The sequence below is a fragment of the Chryseobacterium sp. UNC8MFCol genome (genome assembly GCF_000482305.1).
GTDB lineage: Bacteria > Bacteroidota > Bacteroidia > Flavobacteriales > Weeksellaceae > Chryseobacterium > Chryseobacterium indologenes.
On sequence record NZ_KI535290.1, the window covers coordinates 598,054 to 619,748 of the forward strand.

General features: G+C 32.4%; 17 protein-coding genes. All 17 read right to left on the minus strand.

From position 1 onward, the window contains the following. Positions 1-5: 5 nt before the first annotated feature. Complete coding sequence (asnB, locus tag M030_RS24405) at positions 6-1,814, minus strand: asparagine synthase (glutamine-hydrolyzing) (protein ID WP_051585138.1); 1,809 nt, start codon at positions 1,812-1,814, stop codon at positions 6-8. 3 nt (positions 1,815-1,817) lie between these two features. After that, entirely contained in the window at positions 1,818-2,588 is a 771-nt protein-coding gene (locus M030_RS0117090; RefSeq protein ID WP_027374610.1) for an AglZ/HisF2 family acetamidino modification protein, read from the minus strand. Then, a complete protein-coding gene (hisH, locus tag M030_RS0117095) occupies positions 2,582-3,199 on the minus strand; it encodes an imidazole glycerol phosphate synthase subunit HisH (RefSeq protein ID WP_027374611.1) in 618 nt (205 codons plus the stop codon). Before hisH ends, M030_RS0117090 begins: the two co-directional genes overlap by 7 nt. A gap of 4 nt (positions 3,200-3,203) precedes the next feature. After that, on the minus strand, positions 3,204-4,349 hold the full coding sequence (locus M030_RS0117100; RefSeq protein WP_027374612.1) for an N-acetyl sugar amidotransferase: 1,146 nt from the start codon (positions 4,347-4,349) through the stop codon (positions 3,204-3,206). Between the two features lie 99 nt (positions 4,350-4,448). Continuing rightward, entirely contained in the window at positions 4,449-5,612 is a 1,164-nt protein-coding gene (locus tag M030_RS0117105) for a glycosyltransferase (protein WP_138143211.1), read from the minus strand. A gap of 143 nt (positions 5,613-5,755) precedes the next feature. Continuing rightward, positions 5,756-7,321 (minus strand): T9SS type A sorting domain-containing protein, encoded by a 1,566-nt coding sequence (locus M030_RS0117110; protein ID WP_027374614.1) that lies wholly within the window; start codon positions 7,319-7,321, stop codon positions 5,756-5,758. 44 nt (positions 7,322-7,365) lie between these two features. After that, positions 7,366-8,757, minus strand: coding sequence for a nitrous oxide reductase family maturation protein NosD (locus M030_RS0117115; RefSeq protein WP_027374615.1), 1,392 nt, complete (start codon positions 8,755-8,757; stop codon positions 7,366-7,368). Between the two features lie 17 nt (positions 8,758-8,774). After that, positions 8,775-9,953 carry an O-antigen polymerase gene (locus M030_RS0117120; protein ID WP_081806353.1) on the minus strand — a complete coding sequence of 393 codons (1,179 nt, stop codon included), beginning with the start codon at positions 9,951-9,953 and terminating at the stop codon, positions 8,775-8,777. 7 nt (positions 9,954-9,960) lie between these two features. Continuing rightward, entirely contained in the window at positions 9,961-11,190 is a 1,230-nt protein-coding gene (locus M030_RS0117125) for a lipopolysaccharide biosynthesis protein (protein WP_130867553.1), read from the minus strand. 3 nt (positions 11,191-11,193) lie between these two features. After that, entirely contained in the window at positions 11,194-12,219 is a 1,026-nt protein-coding gene (locus M030_RS0117130) for a Gfo/Idh/MocA family protein (RefSeq protein WP_027374618.1), read from the minus strand. Positions 12,220-12,229: 10 nt separating this feature from the next. Then, positions 12,230-12,802 (minus strand): acyltransferase, encoded by a 573-nt coding sequence (locus tag M030_RS0117135; RefSeq protein ID WP_027374619.1) that lies wholly within the window; start codon positions 12,800-12,802, stop codon positions 12,230-12,232. A 17-nt stretch (positions 12,803-12,819) separates the two neighbouring features. After that, entirely contained in the window at positions 12,820-13,944 is a 1,125-nt protein-coding gene (locus M030_RS0117140; protein WP_027374620.1) for a DegT/DnrJ/EryC1/StrS family aminotransferase, read from the minus strand. Positions 13,945-13,985: 41 nt separating this feature from the next. Further along, the gene (gene lhgO / locus M030_RS0117145; protein WP_027374621.1) at positions 13,986-15,170 is read right to left on the minus strand and encodes an L-2-hydroxyglutarate oxidase; all 1,185 of its coding nucleotides are present in this window, start codon (positions 15,168-15,170) and stop codon (positions 13,986-13,988) included. Between the two features lie 6 nt (positions 15,171-15,176). Then, on the minus strand, positions 15,177-16,472 hold the full coding sequence (locus M030_RS0117150; protein WP_027374622.1) for a nucleotide sugar dehydrogenase: 1,296 nt from the start codon (positions 16,470-16,472) through the stop codon (positions 15,177-15,179). After that, positions 16,472-18,871, minus strand: coding sequence for a GumC family protein (locus M030_RS0117155; RefSeq protein ID WP_027374623.1), 2,400 nt, complete (start codon positions 18,869-18,871; stop codon positions 16,472-16,474). Before M030_RS0117155 ends, M030_RS0117150 begins: the two co-directional genes overlap by 1 nt. Before the next feature lie 7 nt (positions 18,872-18,878). Continuing rightward, positions 18,879-19,700, minus strand: coding sequence for a polysaccharide biosynthesis/export family protein (locus M030_RS0117160; protein WP_027374624.1), 822 nt, complete (start codon positions 19,698-19,700; stop codon positions 18,879-18,881). Between the two features lie 36 nt (positions 19,701-19,736). Continuing rightward, positions 19,737-21,665, minus strand: coding sequence for a polysaccharide biosynthesis protein (locus M030_RS0117165; RefSeq protein ID WP_027374625.1), 1,929 nt, complete (start codon positions 21,663-21,665; stop codon positions 19,737-19,739). Between the last annotated feature and the right edge of the window lie 30 nt (positions 21,666-21,695).

Below are 21,695 nucleotides of genomic sequence, written 5' to 3' on the forward strand. Positions count from 1 at the left end.
TATTATTAAATTTTCATGTTATAGAGTCTTTCCCAAACTGCAATATTGTAAAGTCTCCATTCCAACTCTCTATCAGCTATAAAACTAAATTTCTTTTTTGAAATTTCCTTAATAATTTTAGAGTTATTTATAGCTTCTAAAATATGTTCGGATCTTGGCCACCAATATTTTATCGGAGGTTCAAACCCAATTTTTCTTTTGTTATAAACAATTTCATCTGGTAAAATTTTCTCTAAATTCTTTCTAAGAATATATTTTGACCATCCTTCCCCAATTTTATAATTGTTATTGATGGAGAGGCATATTTCAATTAATTTATAATCTAAAAAAGGAAGTCTGGATTCTACCGAATAAGCCATTGAATTTTTATCTTCCCACTTTAAAAGTTCTGGTAAATGACTATAAAATATTTCGTGCTTCTGAAGCTCGAATATATTTTTATATGATTTTGCAAGATTTTGAGCTTTTGAAAAATCTATTGTATTGTAATATTTGTCTTTTAATATTCTGCCATTTATTCTAAAAAAAAGCTTATTGATAAAAGTATTTGAATAACACAAATAAATTGCTATGGCTTTCATCATTGAAATATTATAGTGGCTTCTTACATTTTTTAAAAATTTGATTTTGCCAAATAAGCTATGGCTTCTTAAATATCCAGCAGTATATTTACTATATCCCAACAGTACTTCATCAGCTCCTTGCCCTCCTAAAAATACTTTAATTCCCAATTTATTTGCCTCTTTCATTAAAAATTTCTGCATGTAAACGGAAATACCACCAAAAGGTTCTTCATGTTTCATGATCACTTCTTCAAATGTATCCTCAAACTCATCAGATTTAGGGGTTACAATATCGTGGTTAACTTTGAGTGTATCAGTAATGACTTTGGCTAACGCACTTTCATCATTATCATCATCCATGGATCCTACAGTGACAGCTGTAAAATTATCACACTTTTTTGACTCATTAAGAATTTTGGAAGCTATTGAAACCACATAAGAACTGTCCAGACCACCACTTAAGGCAGAGCCTATTTTAACATCGGACCGAAGTCTGAGTTTTACGGAATTTTCAAATTCTTTTTCAAAAAGGGCAATGGATTCATCTATATTTAATTGATTGATTTCCTCTTTATATGGAATATCATAATATCGATAGATCTCAAATGTATTCGTAGTTAAATCATATTCAAGATTATGAGATCCGGGTAACTTTAGTATTTGATCAAAGAATGTTTCGTTAGTTTCGTATGGCATGCTAAAAATCAAATATTGTAAAAGAATCTTAAGATTAACTTTTTCAACTTTTTCAATTTCTAATATGGGCTTTATTTCTGATGCGAAGAGGAATTTTTGATCATCTACATAATAATAGAATGGTTTTACTCCAAATCGATCTCTTGAACAAAATAATGTATTGTTTTTAGAATCAAATATAGCAAAAGCCCACATTCCATTGAATTTCTGTACACAATATTTCCCCCAAAAATCATAAGCAGCAATTAAAACCTCTGTATCTGAATTTGTTTTAAAGGTATAATTATTTTGTATAAGCTCTTCTCTTATTTCTAAATAGTTGTATATGGCGCCGTTAAAAACAAGAACCTGCTTATCTTCCCAGATAAAAGGTTGATTTGCGGCCTCGCTGACATCAATAATGGATAGTCTTCTGTGACCTAATCCTATATTTTCATGAATAAAAAAGCCTTCCGCATCAGGACCTCTGTGTGACAATTTATCTGTCATTTTTTTAAGAGACTCTTCTGATATCGGAATAGAATTTTTATGTATGAGACCAGCGATACCGCACATTAATTAAAAATAATTTTTAATTAGACCTTCTTTATCTGTAAAATTAGGATAGTTAATTAACACAGCTTTTAACTTGCCTTTAAAAACAAATAAACTACCAGCTGCAGCACCAATAATACCAAATTTTTTAATAAGTTCACCTATATCTTCCATTTTACCAGCACCACCAATGGCTGTAAGTGGTAATGTAGTTTCTTTTCGCGAAGCTTCAATAAGCTTCATATCATACCCCTTCATCTCGCCATCCTTATCAATAGAATTAATAACGATCTCTCCGGCACCTAGCTGTTCAAATTTTTGAATAAGCTCAAAGGGTGATTTTCCTGTGGATTTTTTTCCGTTGTGTGTGTATACTTCGTACCCTCCGAATAATTTCTTTTTCACATCCAGTACGACAACTACACTCTGACTTCCTACCTTTTCCGATATTTCTCTGATAATATCCGGATTATTAATAGCTCCTGCACTAAATGCTATTTTTTCTACACCTAAAGAAAATATTCTTTGTGCTTGTTCGACGGTTGTTACTCCTCCTCCGTAGCACAATGGCATTCTGCATTCTTCAGCCCAATGTTCAATCATTTTAAAATCAGGTCCTCTTCCTTCTGCGGTAGCATCAATATCTAAAATAATAAGCTCATCAACTTCCTTTTCATTAAAAATTCTCACCGCATTCATAGGGTCTCCCAAATATCTTGGATTTTTGAAATGCTCGGTTTTTACCAATCCTTTATCATGAACCAAAAGGCAAGGTATAATTCTTGGTCTTAACATTTTTCTGCAAAGTTCTTTAATAATTGAATTCCAAAATGGTGGCTTTTTTCCGGATGGAATTGAGCTCCAAAAATATTGTCATGATTGACAGCACTTGTAAAGTTGATTCCATAATTTGTTTCTGCAATAGAATCATTTTCATTGTTACATTTGAAATAATAACTATGCAAAAAATAATATCTGGGATCAATTTCCAAATCTTTCAGAAGCGGTGTTTCTTTTACAATTTTAATATCATTCCATCCCATATGAGGTAATGGTAATTTAGCAGAAACCTGCGAGGCATCAAATTTGTGAACATGTGCATCTATCCATCCCAATCCAGGAAGATTTCCCTCATCACTGCCTTTAGCCATCATTTGCATTCCCACACAAACTCCCACTACTGGAATTTTCTTATTAACAACCAGATCATTCACCTTATCTTTCATCCCTGAATCTGTGAATCTCTGCATAGCGTAATCAAAATGACCTACCCCAGGAAGAATAAGTTTAGTTGCAACATTAAGATCTTCCACTGTTTTTGCTGTACTTGCCGGAATATTAAGTTGTTTATATATATTCAAAAAGGCGTTAATATTTCCAACGCCATAATCAATGATTGTAACCATATTGTTATTTAAATGCTCTTTTTTCCAAGCCTAATATTTGCATTATTTTGGTTCCCAACTGAATCAGTTTGTAATTATTTTTATAGTCTTTAAATGTTTTGTTTGGACCATTAAAATACCCCCAAAGCTCATCAACTGTAAAATCAAGTTTTTTTGCTACGTATTCAAACTCTTTCATTAATTCATCTTCAGGTAATTCCGATCTGGACACTCTATCTAAAGCTGCCTCTCTTGTTAGCTGCCCTGTAAGAACCAAACTTGACAGGTGATTCTTTCTTTTATCAAATCCAAATTTTCTTGGTAACCAGAATGCTTCGTAGAATCTTGTGAATCTTGATTCATGGTGCTTATGCTGATATCTCTGCCACCCGAATTTTTCTTCTAACAAATCTTCAGCTTCTTTTTTGATGAATCTTGTATGGTCAAGAGGTTTCACTACTCTTACTCCATTGATCAATCTATATTGGATTTTATATTTGAATATATCACATCTAGGGAATGTTTTTAGTTTTCTTTCTCCAAATTTTTTATGAATATCATTTACATATTTCATATCTGTCTGATAATAAGCTCCCCAATGAAGCGGTTCTCTTACACATTCGGTTGAGAAGTTACCTCCCGTTAAAATATATTTTATCCCGTTTTTAGCACAATAATTGTAAAGTGATGAGAAAAACACAAGATCCTGAGGAGTATCGATATCTGGTACCTGAGATTTGATAAAAGCTCTCTGAAGGTCTTTCATTTCTTCCCAGTTGATCACATCTGTATAAAGATCTAATCCCAAACCGTCAACAAGATTCTTAATATTATTAGTAGAAACATCGGAATTCCAACCAGCGTCTACATGATAAAGCATCGGTCTTAAGCCCCATTTTTCAACTGCTAAATAGACAAGATATGAACTATCTAAACCTCCGGAAATACCGATGATACAATCATAGTCTTTTCCTTTACCTTCAGCTTTTATTTTATCGATTACCTTTTGGATTTCCTGTTCCCCTTGTTCATTAGGATGCCAGTTTGGTAAAATATTATTATAATAATTTCCACAATAATCGCATACACCTTTTTCATCAAATATAATGGTCTCGTCTGTAGTATCCATGATACAATTTACACAAACTTGTGGATTTCTATTTTCACTCATTTTATGAATTTTAATTGCAAAGTTAAATAATTATTAGAACTATCTCTATTAAATTTTTTTGATCAATTTGTAAGTTTTCTGATATTTTATTTTCAAAAATTATAGACGAATATTATCATACATCTCCTTATATACATTTGCTAATTTTAGCTTATACAGGTTGTAATTATAATTCTTCAAAAAAAATGTTCTAAGATGTTTCTCATCAATTACAATTTCTTTTGTCGATAATTTTTTTAATATGTTCACAAAGCTATCATAATCATCATATTCTATACCAAAACCGAAATTATGTTGTTTTATTTCTTCCCATACATCTTTTTGCCCTAGGCTCACAATCATTGGTGTGCCCACCATCAGGCAGTCAAAATACTTAGTCGGGAATGCATACACGTTGTTTAATAGCTTGGGATCATAAAGCTGAGGAACAACCAATGACTTTTGAATAATTTTTAGTGCATGAAGGTAAGGGACCTTGGGTAAGAAGGTAACATTAGTTTTGTTACTCAAAAAGTTAATTTCACTTTCATCCCTTAAATCTCCTGCGAAAACAAAATGAAATTCAGATAAATTATCATCTTGAATAGCCTTAAATAATAAGTCTTTACCTCTTGTTTCAGAAAAATAACCTAGTATGGGAATCAACGGCTTTTCAACAGGAATATTATAGAGTGCTCTGAGATCAATGTTTTCCAATTGATCATATACGTCTTCTGCAGAATTGGGCAAAACAAAATATTTGTTTTCAGAAAGCTTAAACATTCCGTAATGGGAAAAATATTGTTTATCTGGAAAAATGACAAAGTCTGCCAATTTCATACATAAATTATCCAGAAATCTGATCACTGAAGAAATGACGATATTCACACGATACGAAACCGCAACATAGTCTCTCGGATCGTAGATAACTTTTGCTTTTCTGTTAATGAACAGACGATAAAATAATGCAGGAAAAATTGTATAAAAAGTAAATGCAATAACCATGTTTGGTTTTTTCTGCAACAACGTTTTTAATAACCAGATTTGATATTTAACGAACTGAACCAATACCCCAAGACTCCTTGGCGGTGCTGTTTCTTTATATACTTTTTTAGGAATATTTTTGAAAATTACCTCATTAACATCTCTTTCGTATCCTAATCTGGCCCAATAAACAAATTCTAATTCATCAAAATTTTCATTTAAGGCATTTACCACTCTTCGGGTTGCTGTCGTTGCGTCAAAATAGTCTGCAAATAACAACAGTGACTTTCTATTTCCCAATTTAAATATTTATTTAATTTTCATTACTTTATCTTCCTGCTTGGCTTGGTTCTGAAATATAACCTTGGTATCTGAAACATTTCTCAAAATACTATCGTATATTACATATTCTTCATATTTATATTTAAATTTATAAACGCAGGTTAATCTTTTATAAACTTAATTGTTTTTTGCTGAATATTAACTATATAAATTCCTTTTGGCAAATGTGAAACCTTAATCTTCATTGATTCATCAATTTTACCTTTCAGAATAGTATTTCCAGTTACATCATATATAGCAAATTCTTCATTTGCCTTGATCATCGAATGATTATTAAAATTAATTACATCTTTAACAGGATTTGGATAAATTTTTAGTTCCTCTTCTTTCTTTCGATTATCCTTAATTCCCAAAAAGCTTTCATCCGTTAACCTGAAAACAACTCTTGCAAGTTTTCCTTCCGGTGTATTGGTATCACCAAAAACAAGAAGTTTATTAGTTGTCGGTTGCAATATAATATCATTAAATTTAGCATCATAACCATTGTAAATTATTTGCGTCATTATACCTACACTGTTCAGAGAGGTATCTAAATTTCCATTGATATCCAATTTAGCAATCATAGGCATATAACTGTAGGTTCCACTCTTATTATTATCTCCAACCAGATAGATTTTATTATTGATGATCTTCATTGTTCTGCTGTTAAAAGTTTCAAGACCGGTTAGGTTTTTATATCCATTTTGTCCAAAACTTGTATCTAAAGTACCATTGCTATTCAGTCTCATCAAAATATTTCTTATCGGGCTGTAACCTTTCATAAGCACTAAGATTTTATTATCTGGTGTTACAGCAATACTTTTTGCAGTAAAACCTTTGTTAGGCTCCGGTGCCTGCTGTGAGATTCCGTTAACTCCAAAAGAAGTGTCTATTGTACCATCAGCATTAAACTTTCGGATAAAAACATCATATATTCTTTCATCTTTATTAAAGTTTGAAGTGGTAATATAAATATTGTTATTATCATCCATTGTCACACTGGATGTATAATCTCCCGGTCTAGTATGGGTATAAAGTTTTCTTCCTGTTCCGTTAAATGCAGTATCTAAATTACCATCTGCGTTAAACTTAATAATTCCAAATCTAAAATACTGACCTTCAACATACATGTACGCTGAATTATCTGCTAAAACCTTAACGTTTAAAACTTTAAACGTGGAATCAGGTATGAAATATGGATAACCTACACTTGTCAAACTATTTCCATCAGCAGAAAACTTACCTATACGATATCGATCCAGACCATTTGGAAATTGCAATCCTGCTATAAAATTCTCATCATTATGGTTGCTATAAAAAACTTCAGCTTTTATATTACTATATTGTCCCCAATTATATTCTGCGCCTGACAAACCATTGTTTCCATAGCTTAGATCCAGTTTTCCTTCTGCATTGTATTTTCTCAGTCTAAAATTAGAATATCCATTAAAGTTATTTTTGTCAACAATCCTCCCCGAAAAATCAGTAATTTTCACACCTAAAAAAGGTTCATATTCAGTCTGATGGATGCTTTCACTTTCATAGATTACGTTGGCTAAAGGAGCTAGTGAATATTCCAGTCTTCCATTGGTTTCGCCATACGTATTATCCACATAAACAATTTGTGAGGATAAGCCTGTATAAAATAGGACTCCCATTAATGATAATAAATAATTTTTTGTTTTCATAGGTTTTAGTTTTTCAGTTTATATTTATTTCAATTTTAAAATAATTACTGGTTAGGTTGATTCAATATTTTCGATCCACTTACCTGAGAATCAAACTGGTTGCCCGTAAATTCTTTAAATTTCACTTTTCCCTCAGAAAATCTTGCTCCTGAATCTCTCGCTCCAATAAACTTATTATTTTTTATAATTATTGTTTTTTGATCTCCATCTGGAATATATAAAGAATACTGTGTATACTTAGGGTTTCCTTTCAGATAATTGTTTACAATTTGTCTATTATTTCCTGACTGAATAAATATACCTGAACTAAGACCATTTTTGTCATTCCCAGCTAAGCCAATATTAGTAATGGTATTACTATCCATAACGATATTAGTTCCTGATCCTTCATCAAAAATTCCATTCTGCTGGATATTTTCTATTGTATTTTTATATATTGTCAAGTTATAATTCTCTTTCAAATAGATACCTGATCTTTTACTCGTTAGAATCTGATTATCTAAAACCTTGCTATTTTTTGAAAACCTAATATTAATTCCATCCTGACCAATATTTTTTAAGATATTCCCGGTAATAGTTACATTTTCTGCATATACCTCGTTACCTTCAGTATTATTAAACAGGATACCATCTCCTAGGCCTGTATCTGACACAGTATTATTTTTTATCAATATATTTTTACTAATCCCCGGAGGAATCTTTTTACTTCTATTTTGTATTTTTATTCCAGATCCATTAACTTTTGTAATTTTATTATTTTCGATAATAATATCTGAACATGAAGCATCAACATAAATTCCATGTTCTAAAGGCAAATTATAAATTTGATTATCTTTTATCGTAATATTTTTGCTTCCTTCAGCAATCATAATACCTTGTGAACTATTAGTAATCCGGTTATTTAAAATACGGATATCTTCTCCACCCAATGTAATTCCTGTAACATCTTTTTGATAATATTTAGGATTATTCAATCCTATTCCTTCACAATAATTATTTTCAAACAATACATTTTTTACTTTCCTTAATCCAGAGGCAGGAGAATACGAAAAGTTATAAAAATTATTGTCGCAAATTTTTACATTTTCTGCCCCAAAACATAATATCCCTACTGAAGGAGATGAGGATGTAGGTGAATAGTCATTTCCATATCCTTTTAGATTTATTTGAGAAATCGAAATATCTTTTTTACCTACGCAATCGAAAATAGGTTTTCCCGGAGCAGTTTGTATAATCGTTGCATGATTTCCGAGAATTTTTTGTCCGTTTTTCAGGTATAGGGTCCCATTAATCTTATATGTTGTATTAGCAGGAAATTCTACAATATTCTTTTGATTAAGTAATGTTTGCAGGTTTTTCGTATCATCATCAGTATTTTTAATAAAAAAATTTTTTAAAGAAAATATGATTGATATTATTAATAGTATTTTTCCCATTTGTATTTTTTATAAAATTACTTAAATCTCACATATATTACCATCAGATAAAATAATAAATATCCATTACTTAAGAGGTTACCTATCAGACCTGAGCTGAAAAGATTATAAAAAAGCAAAGGAATAATACATATTACGGCAATATTTTTAGTATTAATCATATCCTTCACCATTTTTCCTAATAGAAATGAAAATAGGAAAACCCCAAGATATCCATAATTGATAAAGGCCTCTATCAAATAAAATTGGTTGGCATTTCCTGTTTCACTACCCCCGAATTGACTTTGATATAAAGCTCTTTCGAAATTAATACGTTCCAAACCAAATATTGAAGATAACAAACTACTGGTTGCACCATATAAATACTCTCCATGAAATTCATTTGAAAAAAACAATTCAAGTCCCTGGTAAGCTGTAATTACAGGAACAGCAACCATTCTCCATACAACAGCTTCAAAAATTGTAGTGGGAATATGATAAATACTGAAGAAAGGCTCATCTCTGCTTGCATCAATGGCATCAAATTTTGAAAGAAGAAACATTAAACTGATTAAGGCTAAAATTACTCCGCAACTTACAATTAAGTAGGTTTTTTTATTTTTTGATTTATAATACAAAAAGAAAAAAACAGGAATTGCAATTTTCAGAAAATACCCCTTTTCCAAAAATGAAATAGAGTATAATACAAATACCAATAAATACAGAAATCTTGATTTTTTTTTGTAAAAAAAAGCTCTTACAATAACAAAAGGGAAAAACGTACTGTCTATGATCGTTATTAAATAACTGAAAATAATTTCAAATCCTTTTCTGTCTTTTAAGAATCCTTCTCTTAACCCAAAAAGATCTTCCTGGCTAGCACCTCTGAGTGAGGCCAATATAGGCAGTTCTCCTGCAGTAGCTATAATTAATAAAACAACCAGGATATAAATAATAAATATACATTTACTAAAAGTATCCCCATTAATAACCAAATATTTTTGTTTATGATTGGGGAAAAAATTTATAAAAAATGACATCAGAAATCCAAACACAGATAAAAGAGTTATGCCTCCTAAAGTCTCACTTATATTTTTATCAACTGAGCTTCCCATAAAAAATATGGGAATAATACAATAAAAAGTCAAAAAAATCACACAATAACCAATTGCAAATATTTTTTTAATTTTTTTTATATCTATTTCAGTATTATACATAGTCGTTTTAATTTTTATTTATTACACTTTTCATAATGTAATAATATATTGCATATAATATTGTCTCATGAATTACATAAATCCATAATAATGTCTTTATTGAAAAGAAACATCCAATAATAAAAATAGTCATTGATGTAAAAAAATATATAGTTTGCCATCTTGCAACTTTATTGAGTTCCTTCTTAACTATCAAAACAGTACTTAAAGGAGACACAATAAATTTCATCATTGATGCTAAAGCAATAATTTCAATAAATTCGCCTGCTTCTTTCCATCCTTTTCCGAAAACAATCAAAGCCAGATCTTCTCCAAAGAAGAACAATGGCAAAAATATAAATATTGAAATAAGGCAAAGTATATAAGTACTTTGTAAAAATGTTTTCTTTATAAGGTCATTCCTTTTTTCATTATAGTAGTCTGACAGATTTTTAAAATACACCTGTCCTATTGCAGTACTAATAACAGATATAGGGGCCGTCAGTACTCTATTAGACATTGAATAAGATCCCAGTTGAGATGAGGTATAGAATTTCTTTATAAAAAAAACAGGAGCATAGCTGCTTACTGTATTCATTAACGATGAAGGTAAAATCAAGGTAGGAAACTTTTTATATTCAAATGCCAAATGTTTGATTTCATTTAAATCTATTCTACGCAGGTGGGGCAAAAAATTAATTATAAAAATAATGAAACAAAACAACCCTCCTAATATATACCCGTAAATCAGCCCATCTTTAACATTATAAAAGATAAAACTTCCGGCAACAATTAAGACAGATTGAAAAATCCTGATAAGGTTTAATATTTTATATTTTTTCATCCTATTATACCAATAGGAAATGACGTTATAACAAACCGTAAAAAATATAGAGAATGGTAATAAAAAATAAAAAAAATCTAAATCTATAAACCAGCTTACAGTATAGAATACGATTCCGGTTAAAACACTAACCGAAATCGCGAGTACTGTTATTAGTTTGATAATATTCTGTGCATCTTTATCTTCTTCAGGTAATACTATTGCATACTCGTACATTCCGGAAGCACTCATCCCTATAATTAGAGAAAAAGCCATAAAAATGGCCAGATCTCCAAAATTCGCAGGTGAATATATCCTTGTCAGGAAAGGGCTAAACAGAACTGGGATAAATTGACTAATCCCTGTTCCTACCATTAACAAAAAAGAGTTCCTGATGCTAGATGAGTTGATGATATTTTTTATTTTCTCTCTCAAGATCTAACCTTTTGGAGTGTTTTTTAATGCATAAATTTTTTCGATGATATCGACTACTTTCAATCCTTCTAAAGCATTGGTTGTAATCGTATTTCTTCCTTTAATTACGTCAACAACATTCTCAATAATATAATGATGATTGGCAGCAGAGCCTTTATAAGCACCATAGTCATTCCCCGGATTCGTAGGAGCAAGTTCAGGCATTACATAATCTTTTACATTACAAACTTCTACTTTGTCCATATATTGGCCACCAATTTTAACGGCTCCGTTTTCGGCAATGATGGTCATTGAGCTTTCCAGGTTTTGGTTCCAAACAGAAGTTGAATAGTTTAAAGATCCCATTCCTCCGTTTACAAAATCAAAGCTTACAAATCCTGAATCTTCAAAATCGGTAAGTTCTTTATGGTTAAAATCAGCAAATTTTGCTTTAATATTTGTTATATCTCCGAATAACCAGTACATGATATCTATAAAGTGAGAGAATTGTGTAAACAATGTTCCACCATCTAACTCTAGTTTGCCATGCCATGACTCCGGTTTATAATATCTGTCATCACGGTTCCAGTAACAATTTAACTGTACCATGTATATTTCACCAAGCTTTCCGCCTTCTACCATTTCTTTGATCCATGCTGACGGCGGAGAGTAACGGTTTTGCATTACGGCAAATACTTGCTTGTGCTTGTGAAGAGCCTGGAAAATCAGCTTTTCAGCATCTTGTTTATTGAGAGCCATTGGTTTCTCCACAACAACGTGCTTTCCGGAGTCAATAACTTTGTAAGCCTGCTCAAAATGGAATCCATTCGGAGAAGCTATATTTACAACATCTGCTTCTATCCCGGAGTTTAAAAAATCTTCCAGTGATGAGAAAAACGGAACATCATAGCTTTCTATTCCTAAAACAGATTTATCTTTTACATCAATTAATGCTACTAACTCACATTCAGAATTTCTTGACACCATTTCTGCGTGTCTCTTTCCGATATGTCCACATCCTACAACTGCAAATTTTATTTTTTCAGACATTGTTACTTGTTTAAATTTTCGAAACTTTATTATTATCTATTTTGTATTTTTCTCCACTTTCACTGCAAACAGCCACTCCTTCTTCATTAAATTCAAGGCGTTGCCCATACTCACTCATCCAGCCTAAGTGTCTTGCAGGATTTCCTACCACTAAAGCATAATCAGGAACTTCCTTTGTAACAACGGCACCAGCTCCTATGAAAGCAAACTGTCCGATATTATGTCCGCAAACAATGGTTGCATTGGCACCAATAGAAGCTCCTTTCCCTACATGTGTTTTAAGATACTCATTCTTTCTGTTGACTGCACTTCTAGGATTGATTACATTGGTAAAAACCATTGAAGGCCCCAGAAAAACGTCATCATCACATGTAACCCCTTCATAGATGGAAACATTATTTTGCACCTTAACATTCTTTCCTAAAACCACTTTAGGTGAGATCACAACATTTTGTCCAATATTGCATTGTTCTCCCAAAATACATCCAGGCATAAGATGTGAAAAGTGCCAAATTTTAGTCCCATTACCTATCTGACATCCATCGTCTATAACAGCTGTTTCGTGTGCAAAGAAATCCGACATAATATTCTGTTTAATGATTAGTTAAAAAAGTTTTTAATTTCAGATATAATGAAATCTGAAGCTTCCTTATCAAATTCCGTATGAATAGGAAGTGAAATGACTTCCGAGCAAAGTTTCTCAGTAACCGGTAGGGTAAAACCCTCTGTCACATATTGTTGAAAAGCTTCTTGCTTGTATAATGGAAGCGGATAATAAATCATACTTGGTATGTTCTTTTCACCAAGAAATTTTTGCAATTCGTCTCTTTTTCCATTTTTTACTTTGAGAGTATACTGGTGAAATACATGAGTAGAGTTTTTTGCTCTAGCAGGAATTTCAATATCAGAGATACCGGCAAGGTTTTCGTCATAATAGGTTGCCATTTTATTTCTTGATGTTGAATATTCGTCAAGATGCTTCAGTTTAACTTTTAGAACAGCAGCTTGTATTGTATCCAATCTTGAATTACAACCTAATACTTTGTGATAATATTTCTTTTCCTGCCCATGATTTGCTATCATTCTTATTTTTAGAGCAAGATCATCATCATTCGTCATCAAAGCACCTCCATCACCATAGCAACCTAAGTTTTTTGAAGGGAAAAATGATGTACAACCAATATGTCCTATGGTACCTGTTTTTTTTACTGTTCCATCTGAAAAAGTATAATCAGAACCTATAGCCTGCGCATTATCTTCTATTACAAATAAATTATGTTTTTGTGCAAATGCAAGAATCTTTTCCATATCGGCACTTTGCCCATATAAATGGACAGGTACGATAGCTTTAGTATTTGGTGTAATATATTTCTCCAAACCTTCAAGCTCAATATCAAAAGTATTTTCATTGACATCTACCATAATAGGCTTTAAGCCTAAAAGTCCCATTACTTCAGCAGTAGCAACATAAGTAAAAGCAGGGCAAATAATTTCATCCCCTGGTTTTAAGTCTAGGGCCATCATTGCGATCTGTAAGGCATCGGTACCGTTAGCACACGGAATAACATGTTTTACGCCTAAATATTTCTCAAACTCCTGTTGAAATTCCTTTACTGCGGGACCATTAATAAATGCGGTATTGTCTAAACAATTTTGAATACCTGCATTTACTTCTTCTTTTATCTTTTCGTATTGATTTTTTAAATCAACCATTTGGATTTTCATATGCTATTTAATCTTTAAGTGTTTCTTGAAAATAAGCCATTTTATATAAGTTCGCTTATCGTGTTTCCTATGGAAAGACACGAAGTGGCAGCAGGGCTTGGTGCATTTCTTACATGAATGATATTTCCGTTTTTCACAATATCAAAGTCATCAATCAATCCTCCATTCCTGTCACACGCCTGAGCTCGCACTCCTGAACCACCGGGAACAAGGTCGCTTTCCTGAATTTCCGGCATTAATTTTTGCAATGCTTTTGTAAAAGCGGATTTTGAAAGAGAACGGTGTACCTCTCCCATTCCTGTTTTACCATATTTGGCAACAATTTTTCTAAAACCTGGCCACATAAGCGTTTGCATGGTTTCATTAAAATCAAAATCAAAAAATTTATATCCTTCTTTTTTAAAAGCTAACACAGCATTAGGACCTGCTTCTATATTTCCATCAATCATTCTTGTAAAATGAACTCCTAAGAACGGGAAATTAGGATCAGGTACAGGGTAAATAAGATGTTTTACCAAATGCTTTTTCTCATCCTTAATTTTATAGTATTCGCCTCTAAAAGGAATAATGATGACATCATTCTCCTGATTGGTCATTTTTGTAACCTTATCTGAATAAAGTCCGGCACATGAAACCAATTTAGAAGTCTTAAATTCAGCAGTAGCGGTTTGAACTATAATCTCATTACCTTTGGTAACAATATTTTTTACTTCCTGATTAAATCTGACTTCTCCCTCCAGTTCTTCAAAAAGTTCTTTTATTTTTTGGGCAACACCGGGATAGTCTATAATACCTGTTTGAGGAACTTTAATGGCTCTCACCCCTTCACAATGAGGTTCTATTTCACGAAACTCTTCTCTTGAAAGGTATTGTAAATTTTCAAGACCATTTTCTACTCCTCGTTTATAAATATTATCCAGAAGAGGTAATTCTTCCTGTGAAGTTGCTACTATTATCTTTCCGCAGAGGTCATATTTAATACCGTACTTTTCTGCAAAATTGATAACAGAGTTGTAGCCTTCAATACAGTTTTTTGCTTTTAAGCTTCCTGGTTTATAATAGATACCACTGTGAATCACTCCGCTGTTATGTCCGGATTGATGCAGTGAAACATTATTTTCTTTTTCTAAAATAAGAATCTTAGAACCCGGGTTTTTCAGTTTAGTTTGGTATGCAGTTGCCAATCCTACTAAACCTGCCCCGATGATTATGACATCATAATTCATTGGTGATTATAATCTTGCGTCTACTAAATTTCTATCTAAACAAGCCTTAGTATCAAAAATCACAGCATTTTCTCTTTTTAATTCTGCAAGATCCATTTGAAGGAATTCATTATGAGACACTGCAATAATAATTGAGTCATATTTTTTACCTTCCTTAAGAACGTCAAGAATATCAATGCCATATTCATGTTTTACTTCTTCTTTACTTGCCCATGGGTCATAAATATCTACATTCACTCCATAATCAATAAGTTCTTTGTAAATATCTACTACTTTCGTGTTTCTTACATCCGGACAGTTTTCTTTAAAAGTAACTCCTAAGATAAGAGCCTCTGAATTTTTGATAACTCCTCCTTTTGCAATTAAAAGCTTAACTACTTTGGACGCAACAAACTTGGCAATTGAATCATTTACCCTACGTCCTGAGAGAATTACATCTGGATGATATCCTAACTGTTCAGCTTTGTGAGCAAGATAATAAGGGTCAACTGAAATACAGTGTCCTCCAACCAATCCTGGTTTATATTTAAGGAAATTATATTTTGTTCCTGCGGCTTCTAATACATCATTGGTATCAATACCAATTCTGTCGAAGATCAGTGCCAGCTCATTCACAAAAGATATATTTACGTCTCTCTGCGCATTTTCTATAGCTTTGGATGCCTCTGCTACTTTAATACTTGATGCTTTATGTGTTCCGGCAGTAATAATTTTTTTATACAATTGATCTACTTCTTCGGCAATTTCATCTGTAGAACCAGAAGTTACTTTCTTAACACTTGTAAGTGTATTTACTTTATCACCCGGGTTAATTCTTTCCGGAGAATAACCTACAAAAAAGTCTTTATTAAATACCAGACCTGAATGTTTTTCAAGGATTGGAACACATTCTTCTTCTGTACAACCAGGGAAAACAGTAGACTCATAGATAATTATATCCCCTTTTTTTATAATCTCTCCCAACATTTTTGATGCAGAAATCAATGGTTTCAGATCAGGAGCATTATATTTATCAATAGGCGTCGGAACAGTAACTATGAAAATATTAGCTTCAGCTATGTCAGCCAAAGTACTGGTAGCCATATATCCTACACCTCCATTAGAGTCTTTGAAATTTTTTAACCCGTCATTAAGTTTTTCAATTTCAGCTTCAAGAGTAATATCGACTCCCTGATTAAGCTGACTAACTCTTTCTGCATTGATATCAAATCCTAAAACCGGATAGTGAACAGCAAATTCTAAAGATAAAGGCAGCCCTACATAACCTTGCCCTATAACAGCTATTTTATATGTTTTCATCATTAGCTAAATTTATTTTTAATTTTTTCCAACCAGGTTTGTTCTTTCTGATTATTATATCCATAACCGTACTTATTACTATATCCCAGATTTTCTCTGCTGACATCGTTTAGAACAAATCCAACGTTTTTAATCTTATTTTGATCAATATTTTTATTTGCAAATTCTGTTAAAACTTTTTCTGTGTATTTAGATCTTGAAACGTAAATAGTGACATCTGCAAGTTCTGCAATCAGGAATGTATCTGTCACTAAAAGCAACGGAGCGGTATCCAGAATAATGTAATCATACTTCGACTTCAACTGATCCAACAATAATGCATAACGTCCGTTAGAAAGCAATTCTGTAGGATTAGGAGGAATCATTCCTGAATAGATAACATCCAAATTAGGATTAAATGATGAAACATGTATAATTTCTTCCAATTTAGTCTGATCAGAATAAAGATACTCAGTAAGTCCTGCCAGTCCTTTTCTAGAAGGGTTATATCTTTGCAGCTGAGGATTACGAATATCAGACCCGATAATAATCGCTTTTTTCTTAGGATTAGCTAAAGTAAGGGCAAGATTTACTGAAGTAAAAGTTTTACCTTCTCCCTTGACTGTTGAAGTCACAAAAACAATTTTTCCTCCATCCTTATTTTTAGAAAGCATAAAATTCATATTTGTGATAAGAATTCTGAATGCTTCAGCCATTGGAGTAATGTCGTTTACTCTGACAATATCGGAATCTCCTTTTTCAAGACTAGGTAATTCTGCAATAACCGGAGCATGAACTAATCTTTCAAGATCATGTTTATTAACAATTTTATTATTCAGCAATTGTAATATATAAACAATTACAAATGGCACTAATAATCCTGCTGCCAAAGCTGCAAGCAAAATAAAATTTCTTTTCGGCGCAACAGGTATACTTGACGCGTATGCGGTATCAATAACTCTTGCTTTAGGAGCTGTAATAGATTGAGCAATTGCTGTTTCCTCTCTTTTTTGTAAAAGAAGCAGATACAAATTTTCTTTTATTTGTTGTTGTCTTTCAATGCTTCTGAACATCTTTTCAATAGAAGGAAGCTTTGAAATTTTACCTGAAACTTTATTTTGTTCTCCTAAATATTCATTTCTGGCTAACTCAAGCCCTGTTCTGTTTCTTTGCAAACTTTGCGTAATAGTACCACGCATTGTATTAATCTGTTTGGTAATATCAACAACTGTAGGGTTTTCTGCCGTTGCAGATTCAAGCAATCTGCTTCTTTGTAAAATTAGCTGGTTGTACATTGAGATGCCCGCGGTAGCCTCAGGATTATTCAATCCAACATTTGCAGGTAGAGCCTGAAACTGTCCTTGCTTCGAAACAAATCCAATTAATGCATTTGTTAATTCGAGCTGAGAATCGATTTCAAGTTGCTTGGCTCTTGCAGCTGCAGAGCTTTCTAAACTAATTTTAGCCTCGGTTTCAATATCTGTAAGGTTATTTTTTGACTTAAAACTTTCTTTTTGATTTTCAACCTCCCCTAGCTCTCCAGATAGCTTCTTGATTCGATCTTCAATAAAATCCAATGTCTTTCTAGACTCTGTATTTTTGTCTAGAATAGCATCATTATTATAAGCAATAATCAAACTGTTAAGAATGTCTTCTGCTTTTTCTATTTGAGGATATTGCATTGCTAATCTTACAACAGTAGCTTCTTTTGATATCAAACTTACAGTTAATGCATTTTGCAGGCTTAATACTTTAGATTCTAATGATGAAATCTGTAGTTGAAGATTTTTAGAATCAACTCCCTTTATTAAGTTGGGATTAAATTTATTATTTTTAGTAATAATGATATTTGCAAATGGTAATCCTACTGTTTTACCATAAGTAGTTATTATATCTTTTTTAAATTTTTCCGAAGAAATTGTAAGTTTATTTCCATCAATAGAAAGATTAACTGTATTAATAGGACCTTCTGTAAGTTTTTCGGAAACTACTTTAATTTCAACTGGAGAAGTTTCTTTATACAGTTCCATGCTAGCGAGTCTGCCCTTCCCTATAATATTTGTCTGAAGATTCTGGTTGACAACTACTTCTCTCATCATTTTTTTTGATTTAAGAATCTCTATTTCATTGGCAACACTATTTGTTTTTAAACCTCCTAAACCTGACAAATCGGGTAAAAAACCTAATTCATTGGCAACTGGCGAACCTGTTCCTTTAGAATCCTTTACAAGCACAGTCGCCTGTACTTCATAGACAGGTGTCATAAATTTTAATGCAATATATCCTATGATCAAAGCCATAAGAGCACTTACAATAAACCATGGCCACTTTCTAACATATGGTTTAACTATTTCATTAATATCAATACTACTTGAATTATCATTTTCAACTTCCGAAAGTTGTGACGATTTCTGAATATCCATCAAATTTTTATTTCTTGTTAAATAAGCTTACTACAACAGCGACAGCTGTAACGGCAATGGAAACACCCGTTAAGATAAGGCCAGTATTTGGATTTTGTTTTGCTAAAACATCTTTAGTATTATTTGAAGAAATAATAATAGCGTCGCCTTGCTTAAGATTATAGTAAGGTGAATTAATCAGATTAGCATCTCTAAGATTAACACGTCCATGGGAAACAACACCGTTCTCCGTTCTGATTACCAACACATCTTCCCTTTTTCCATATGAAGTAAGATCTCCCGCCATACCTAAGGCGTTTAAAATAGTTCCTTTTCCATTTACTATTGTATAATCTCCCTGTCTGTTCACTTCACCTAAAACAGTTACTTTAAAATTCGCCAATCTTACACTAACTGTGGGATTAATGACATATTTGGTCATTTTTTTATAAAGCTCTTCTTTAAACTCTAATAAAGTTTTATCAGTTGTGTTTATTTTGCCTAAAACAGGAAAGTCTATATTGCCTTCTGCATCTACAATATAACTAGGTCCTGTAATAGTTGTCATCCCTTGATTAGGAGTATTTCCTCCAGCCAGAGAATTCGTTTGAATAAGTTCAGACGAAGAATAATTTTGATTGAATGGCTTTACAACATCCATATCTTTTGCAGTAATCATGATAATCAACTGATCCCCTGCTTGTATTGTAGATTGAGAATTTTTCTCTGATGCCTCTATAGCCACTTTTTCTATATTCTGCATATAGTTCAAGTCATTTGGTCTGGATTGGTTAACTTTACAGGAAACCAGTACCAAAGCCAGAGATATTGCTAATATTTTTCCCTTCATATTTTTAAAATTGTACAAATATACATTTATATTTTTCTATTTATCCAATGCCTCGTAGATAGAATTATTACTCCTAAATTCGGGCACAATCATTTTTAGAAGCTTGACAACTTCTACCTTGTCTCTTCGTAAAGAGGCTTTCGTAATTTGCTTGGTCAGCAAATCAATTTCATCAAATCCTATGGTTGGATCTTTAGATACCATAATTTTTTCATTATGAGTAGGAAGCGTTTTGGCATTATCACTTAAAAGCTCCTCATAAAGCTTTTCTCCAGGTCTTAAACCTGTATAAATTATCTTGATATCAATATTGGGTTCAAATCCTGAAAGCTTAATCATTCTTTTCGCCAGATCAAGAATTTTAACTGGCTCACCCATGTCAAACACAAAAATTTCTCCGCCCTGTCCCATCGTACCGGCCTGTAGAACCAGTTCACAAGCTTCAGGAATGGTCATGAAATATCTGACAATATCAGGATGGGTAATCGTTACGGGACCACCTGCTTCGATCTGTTTTTTAAAATGAGGAATCACAGAACCGTTTGATCCTAAAACATTTCCAAATCTTGTGGTGATAAATTTAGTAGTATTACCTTCCAGATTCTGGAGAGATTGTACAAAAAGTTCAGCGGCTCGTTTTGAAGCTCCCATTACGTTCGTAGGGTTTACTGCTTTATCAGTGGAAACCATGACAAAACGATTCACCTTATATTTACTGGATAACCTTGCAATAATTTTAGATCCTAAAATATTAACAAAAATAGCCTCATGCGGATTTTCTTCTACTAATGGAACATGTTTATAGGCAGCTGCATGATAGACCATTGAGAAATTATATTGCTGGAACAATGATTCCATTCTGTGCTGATTAGAAACGTCTCCTAAAACAAATTTAAAAGCTATATTAGGAAACTTCTCTCTCATTTCAAGTTCAATCTCATACAGTGGCGTTTCGGCCTGATCAAGCACAACAATTAATGAAGGATTAACTAAAGCAACTTGTCTTACGATTTCGCTTCCTATAGATCCTGCTCCTCCGGTTACCAGTACGTTTCTTTCAAAATGTCTGCTTTTAATTTTTTCGTTTTGGATCTTGATAGGTTTTCTGTTCAATAAATCTTCAATTTGAAGATTCTTGATGGAGCCGCCTAAATCACTGTCTCTAAGCTTTTGTACAGATGGTGCTTTGAAAACATTTAAATCTTTTTCAAGGAACAAGTTTACCCATGAATTCATTTCTTCTCTGGCCATCATTTCCTTAACGACCAACACCCCGTCAATGATCAGATCCTCTTTTGTATTTTCTTCAATTTTTTGTTTCTCGTAGATAGGCTTACCTAGCAAAGAAGCTCTTTTGGAATCTGTTCTTTGGGTTAAGAAACCAACCACCTGATACGGCAGACTTGGATTATCCAAAATAGCTCTGGCAATTGCAATAGATTGCTCATCAATACCAAGTACCAAGATTCTTTTCTTCAGAGCACTTCTCCTGTATTCTCTCACCACATGAAAAAATTCCTTAACATAAAGCCTGAAAAGAAATAACCCCATAAAAGAAATAACAAAATACAGCACCAAATAGGGAGTCAGTATAAACTTACTTCCAGTAGTCCAGAAATAGAATATGTTTATTGTTCCAATGGCAAGCATTGTACAAAGACATGATACAAATAATTTAAAAAGATCTATAAATGTTGAATGGCGAATGATGCCTGCATAGGTCTTAAAAAAATACATAAAGACAGTATTTACGATTACGATAAAAGCAAAAACAATACTTTTATCTTCATGGTAAATAAACTCCCTTTGCGTAATTTTCTCTATGATATACGTTGAAAGGAATAGCGAAATTACCAGAATGATAATATCTATAATTAGGATTATCCACCTGGGTAGATATCTTACATCTGAGAGATTGACAACATTATCTCCTCCAAATATTTTTTTCCTGAAAGAATTATACATTGTCTTTATTTGTGTTCATATGTTATTATT

What these genes read in the sequence shown, in the direction of transcription:
- M030_RS0117135 (WP_027374619.1), bottom strand. Translation starts at nt 12,802, where the DNA reads ATGTCGGATTTCTTTGCACACGAAACAGCTGTTATAGACGATGGATGT.
- M030_RS0117100 (WP_027374612.1), bottom strand. Translation starts at nt 4,349, where the DNA reads ATGAGTGAAAATAGAAATCCACAAGTTTGTGTAAATTGTATCATGGAT.
- M030_RS0117140 (WP_027374620.1), bottom strand. Translation starts at nt 13,944, where the DNA reads ATGAAAATCCAAATGGTTGATTTAAAAAATCAATACGAAAAGATAAAA.
- M030_RS0117160 (WP_027374624.1), bottom strand. Translation starts at nt 19,700, where the DNA reads ATGAAGGGAAAAATATTAGCAATATCTCTGGCTTTGGTACTGGTTTCC.
- hisH (WP_027374611.1), bottom strand. Translation starts at nt 3,199, where the DNA reads ATGGTTACAATCATTGATTATGGCGTTGGAAATATTAACGCCTTTTTG.
- M030_RS0117110 (WP_027374614.1), bottom strand. Translation starts at nt 7,321, where the DNA reads ATGAAAACAAAAAATTATTTATTATCATTAATGGGAGTCCTATTTTAT.
- M030_RS0117165 (WP_027374625.1), bottom strand. Translation starts at nt 21,665, where the DNA reads ATGTATAATTCTTTCAGGAAAAAAATATTTGGAGGAGATAATGTTGTC.
- M030_RS0117115 (WP_027374615.1), bottom strand. Translation starts at nt 8,757, where the DNA reads ATGGGAAAAATACTATTAATAATATCAATCATATTTTCTTTAAAAAAT.
- asnB (WP_051585138.1), bottom strand. Translation starts at nt 1,814, where the DNA reads ATGTGCGGTATCGCTGGTCTCATACATAAAAATTCTATTCCGATATCA.
- lhgO (WP_027374621.1), bottom strand. Translation starts at nt 15,170, where the DNA reads ATGAATTATGATGTCATAATCATCGGGGCAGGTTTAGTAGGATTGGCA.
- M030_RS0117130 (WP_027374618.1), bottom strand. Translation starts at nt 12,219, where the DNA reads ATGTCTGAAAAAATAAAATTTGCAGTTGTAGGATGTGGACATATCGGA.
- M030_RS0117155 (WP_027374623.1), bottom strand. Translation starts at nt 18,871, where the DNA reads ATGGATATTCAGAAATCGTCACAACTTTCGGAAGTTGAAAATGATAAT.
- M030_RS0117150 (WP_027374622.1), bottom strand. Translation starts at nt 16,472, where the DNA reads ATGATGAAAACATATAAAATAGCTGTTATAGGGCAAGGTTATGTAGGG.
- M030_RS0117090 (WP_027374610.1), bottom strand. Translation starts at nt 2,588, where the DNA reads ATGTTAAGACCAAGAATTATACCTTGCCTTTTGGTTCATGATAAAGGA.
- M030_RS0117120 (WP_081806353.1), bottom strand. Translation starts at nt 9,953, where the DNA reads ATGTATAATACTGAAATAGATATAAAAAAAATTAAAAAAATATTTGCA.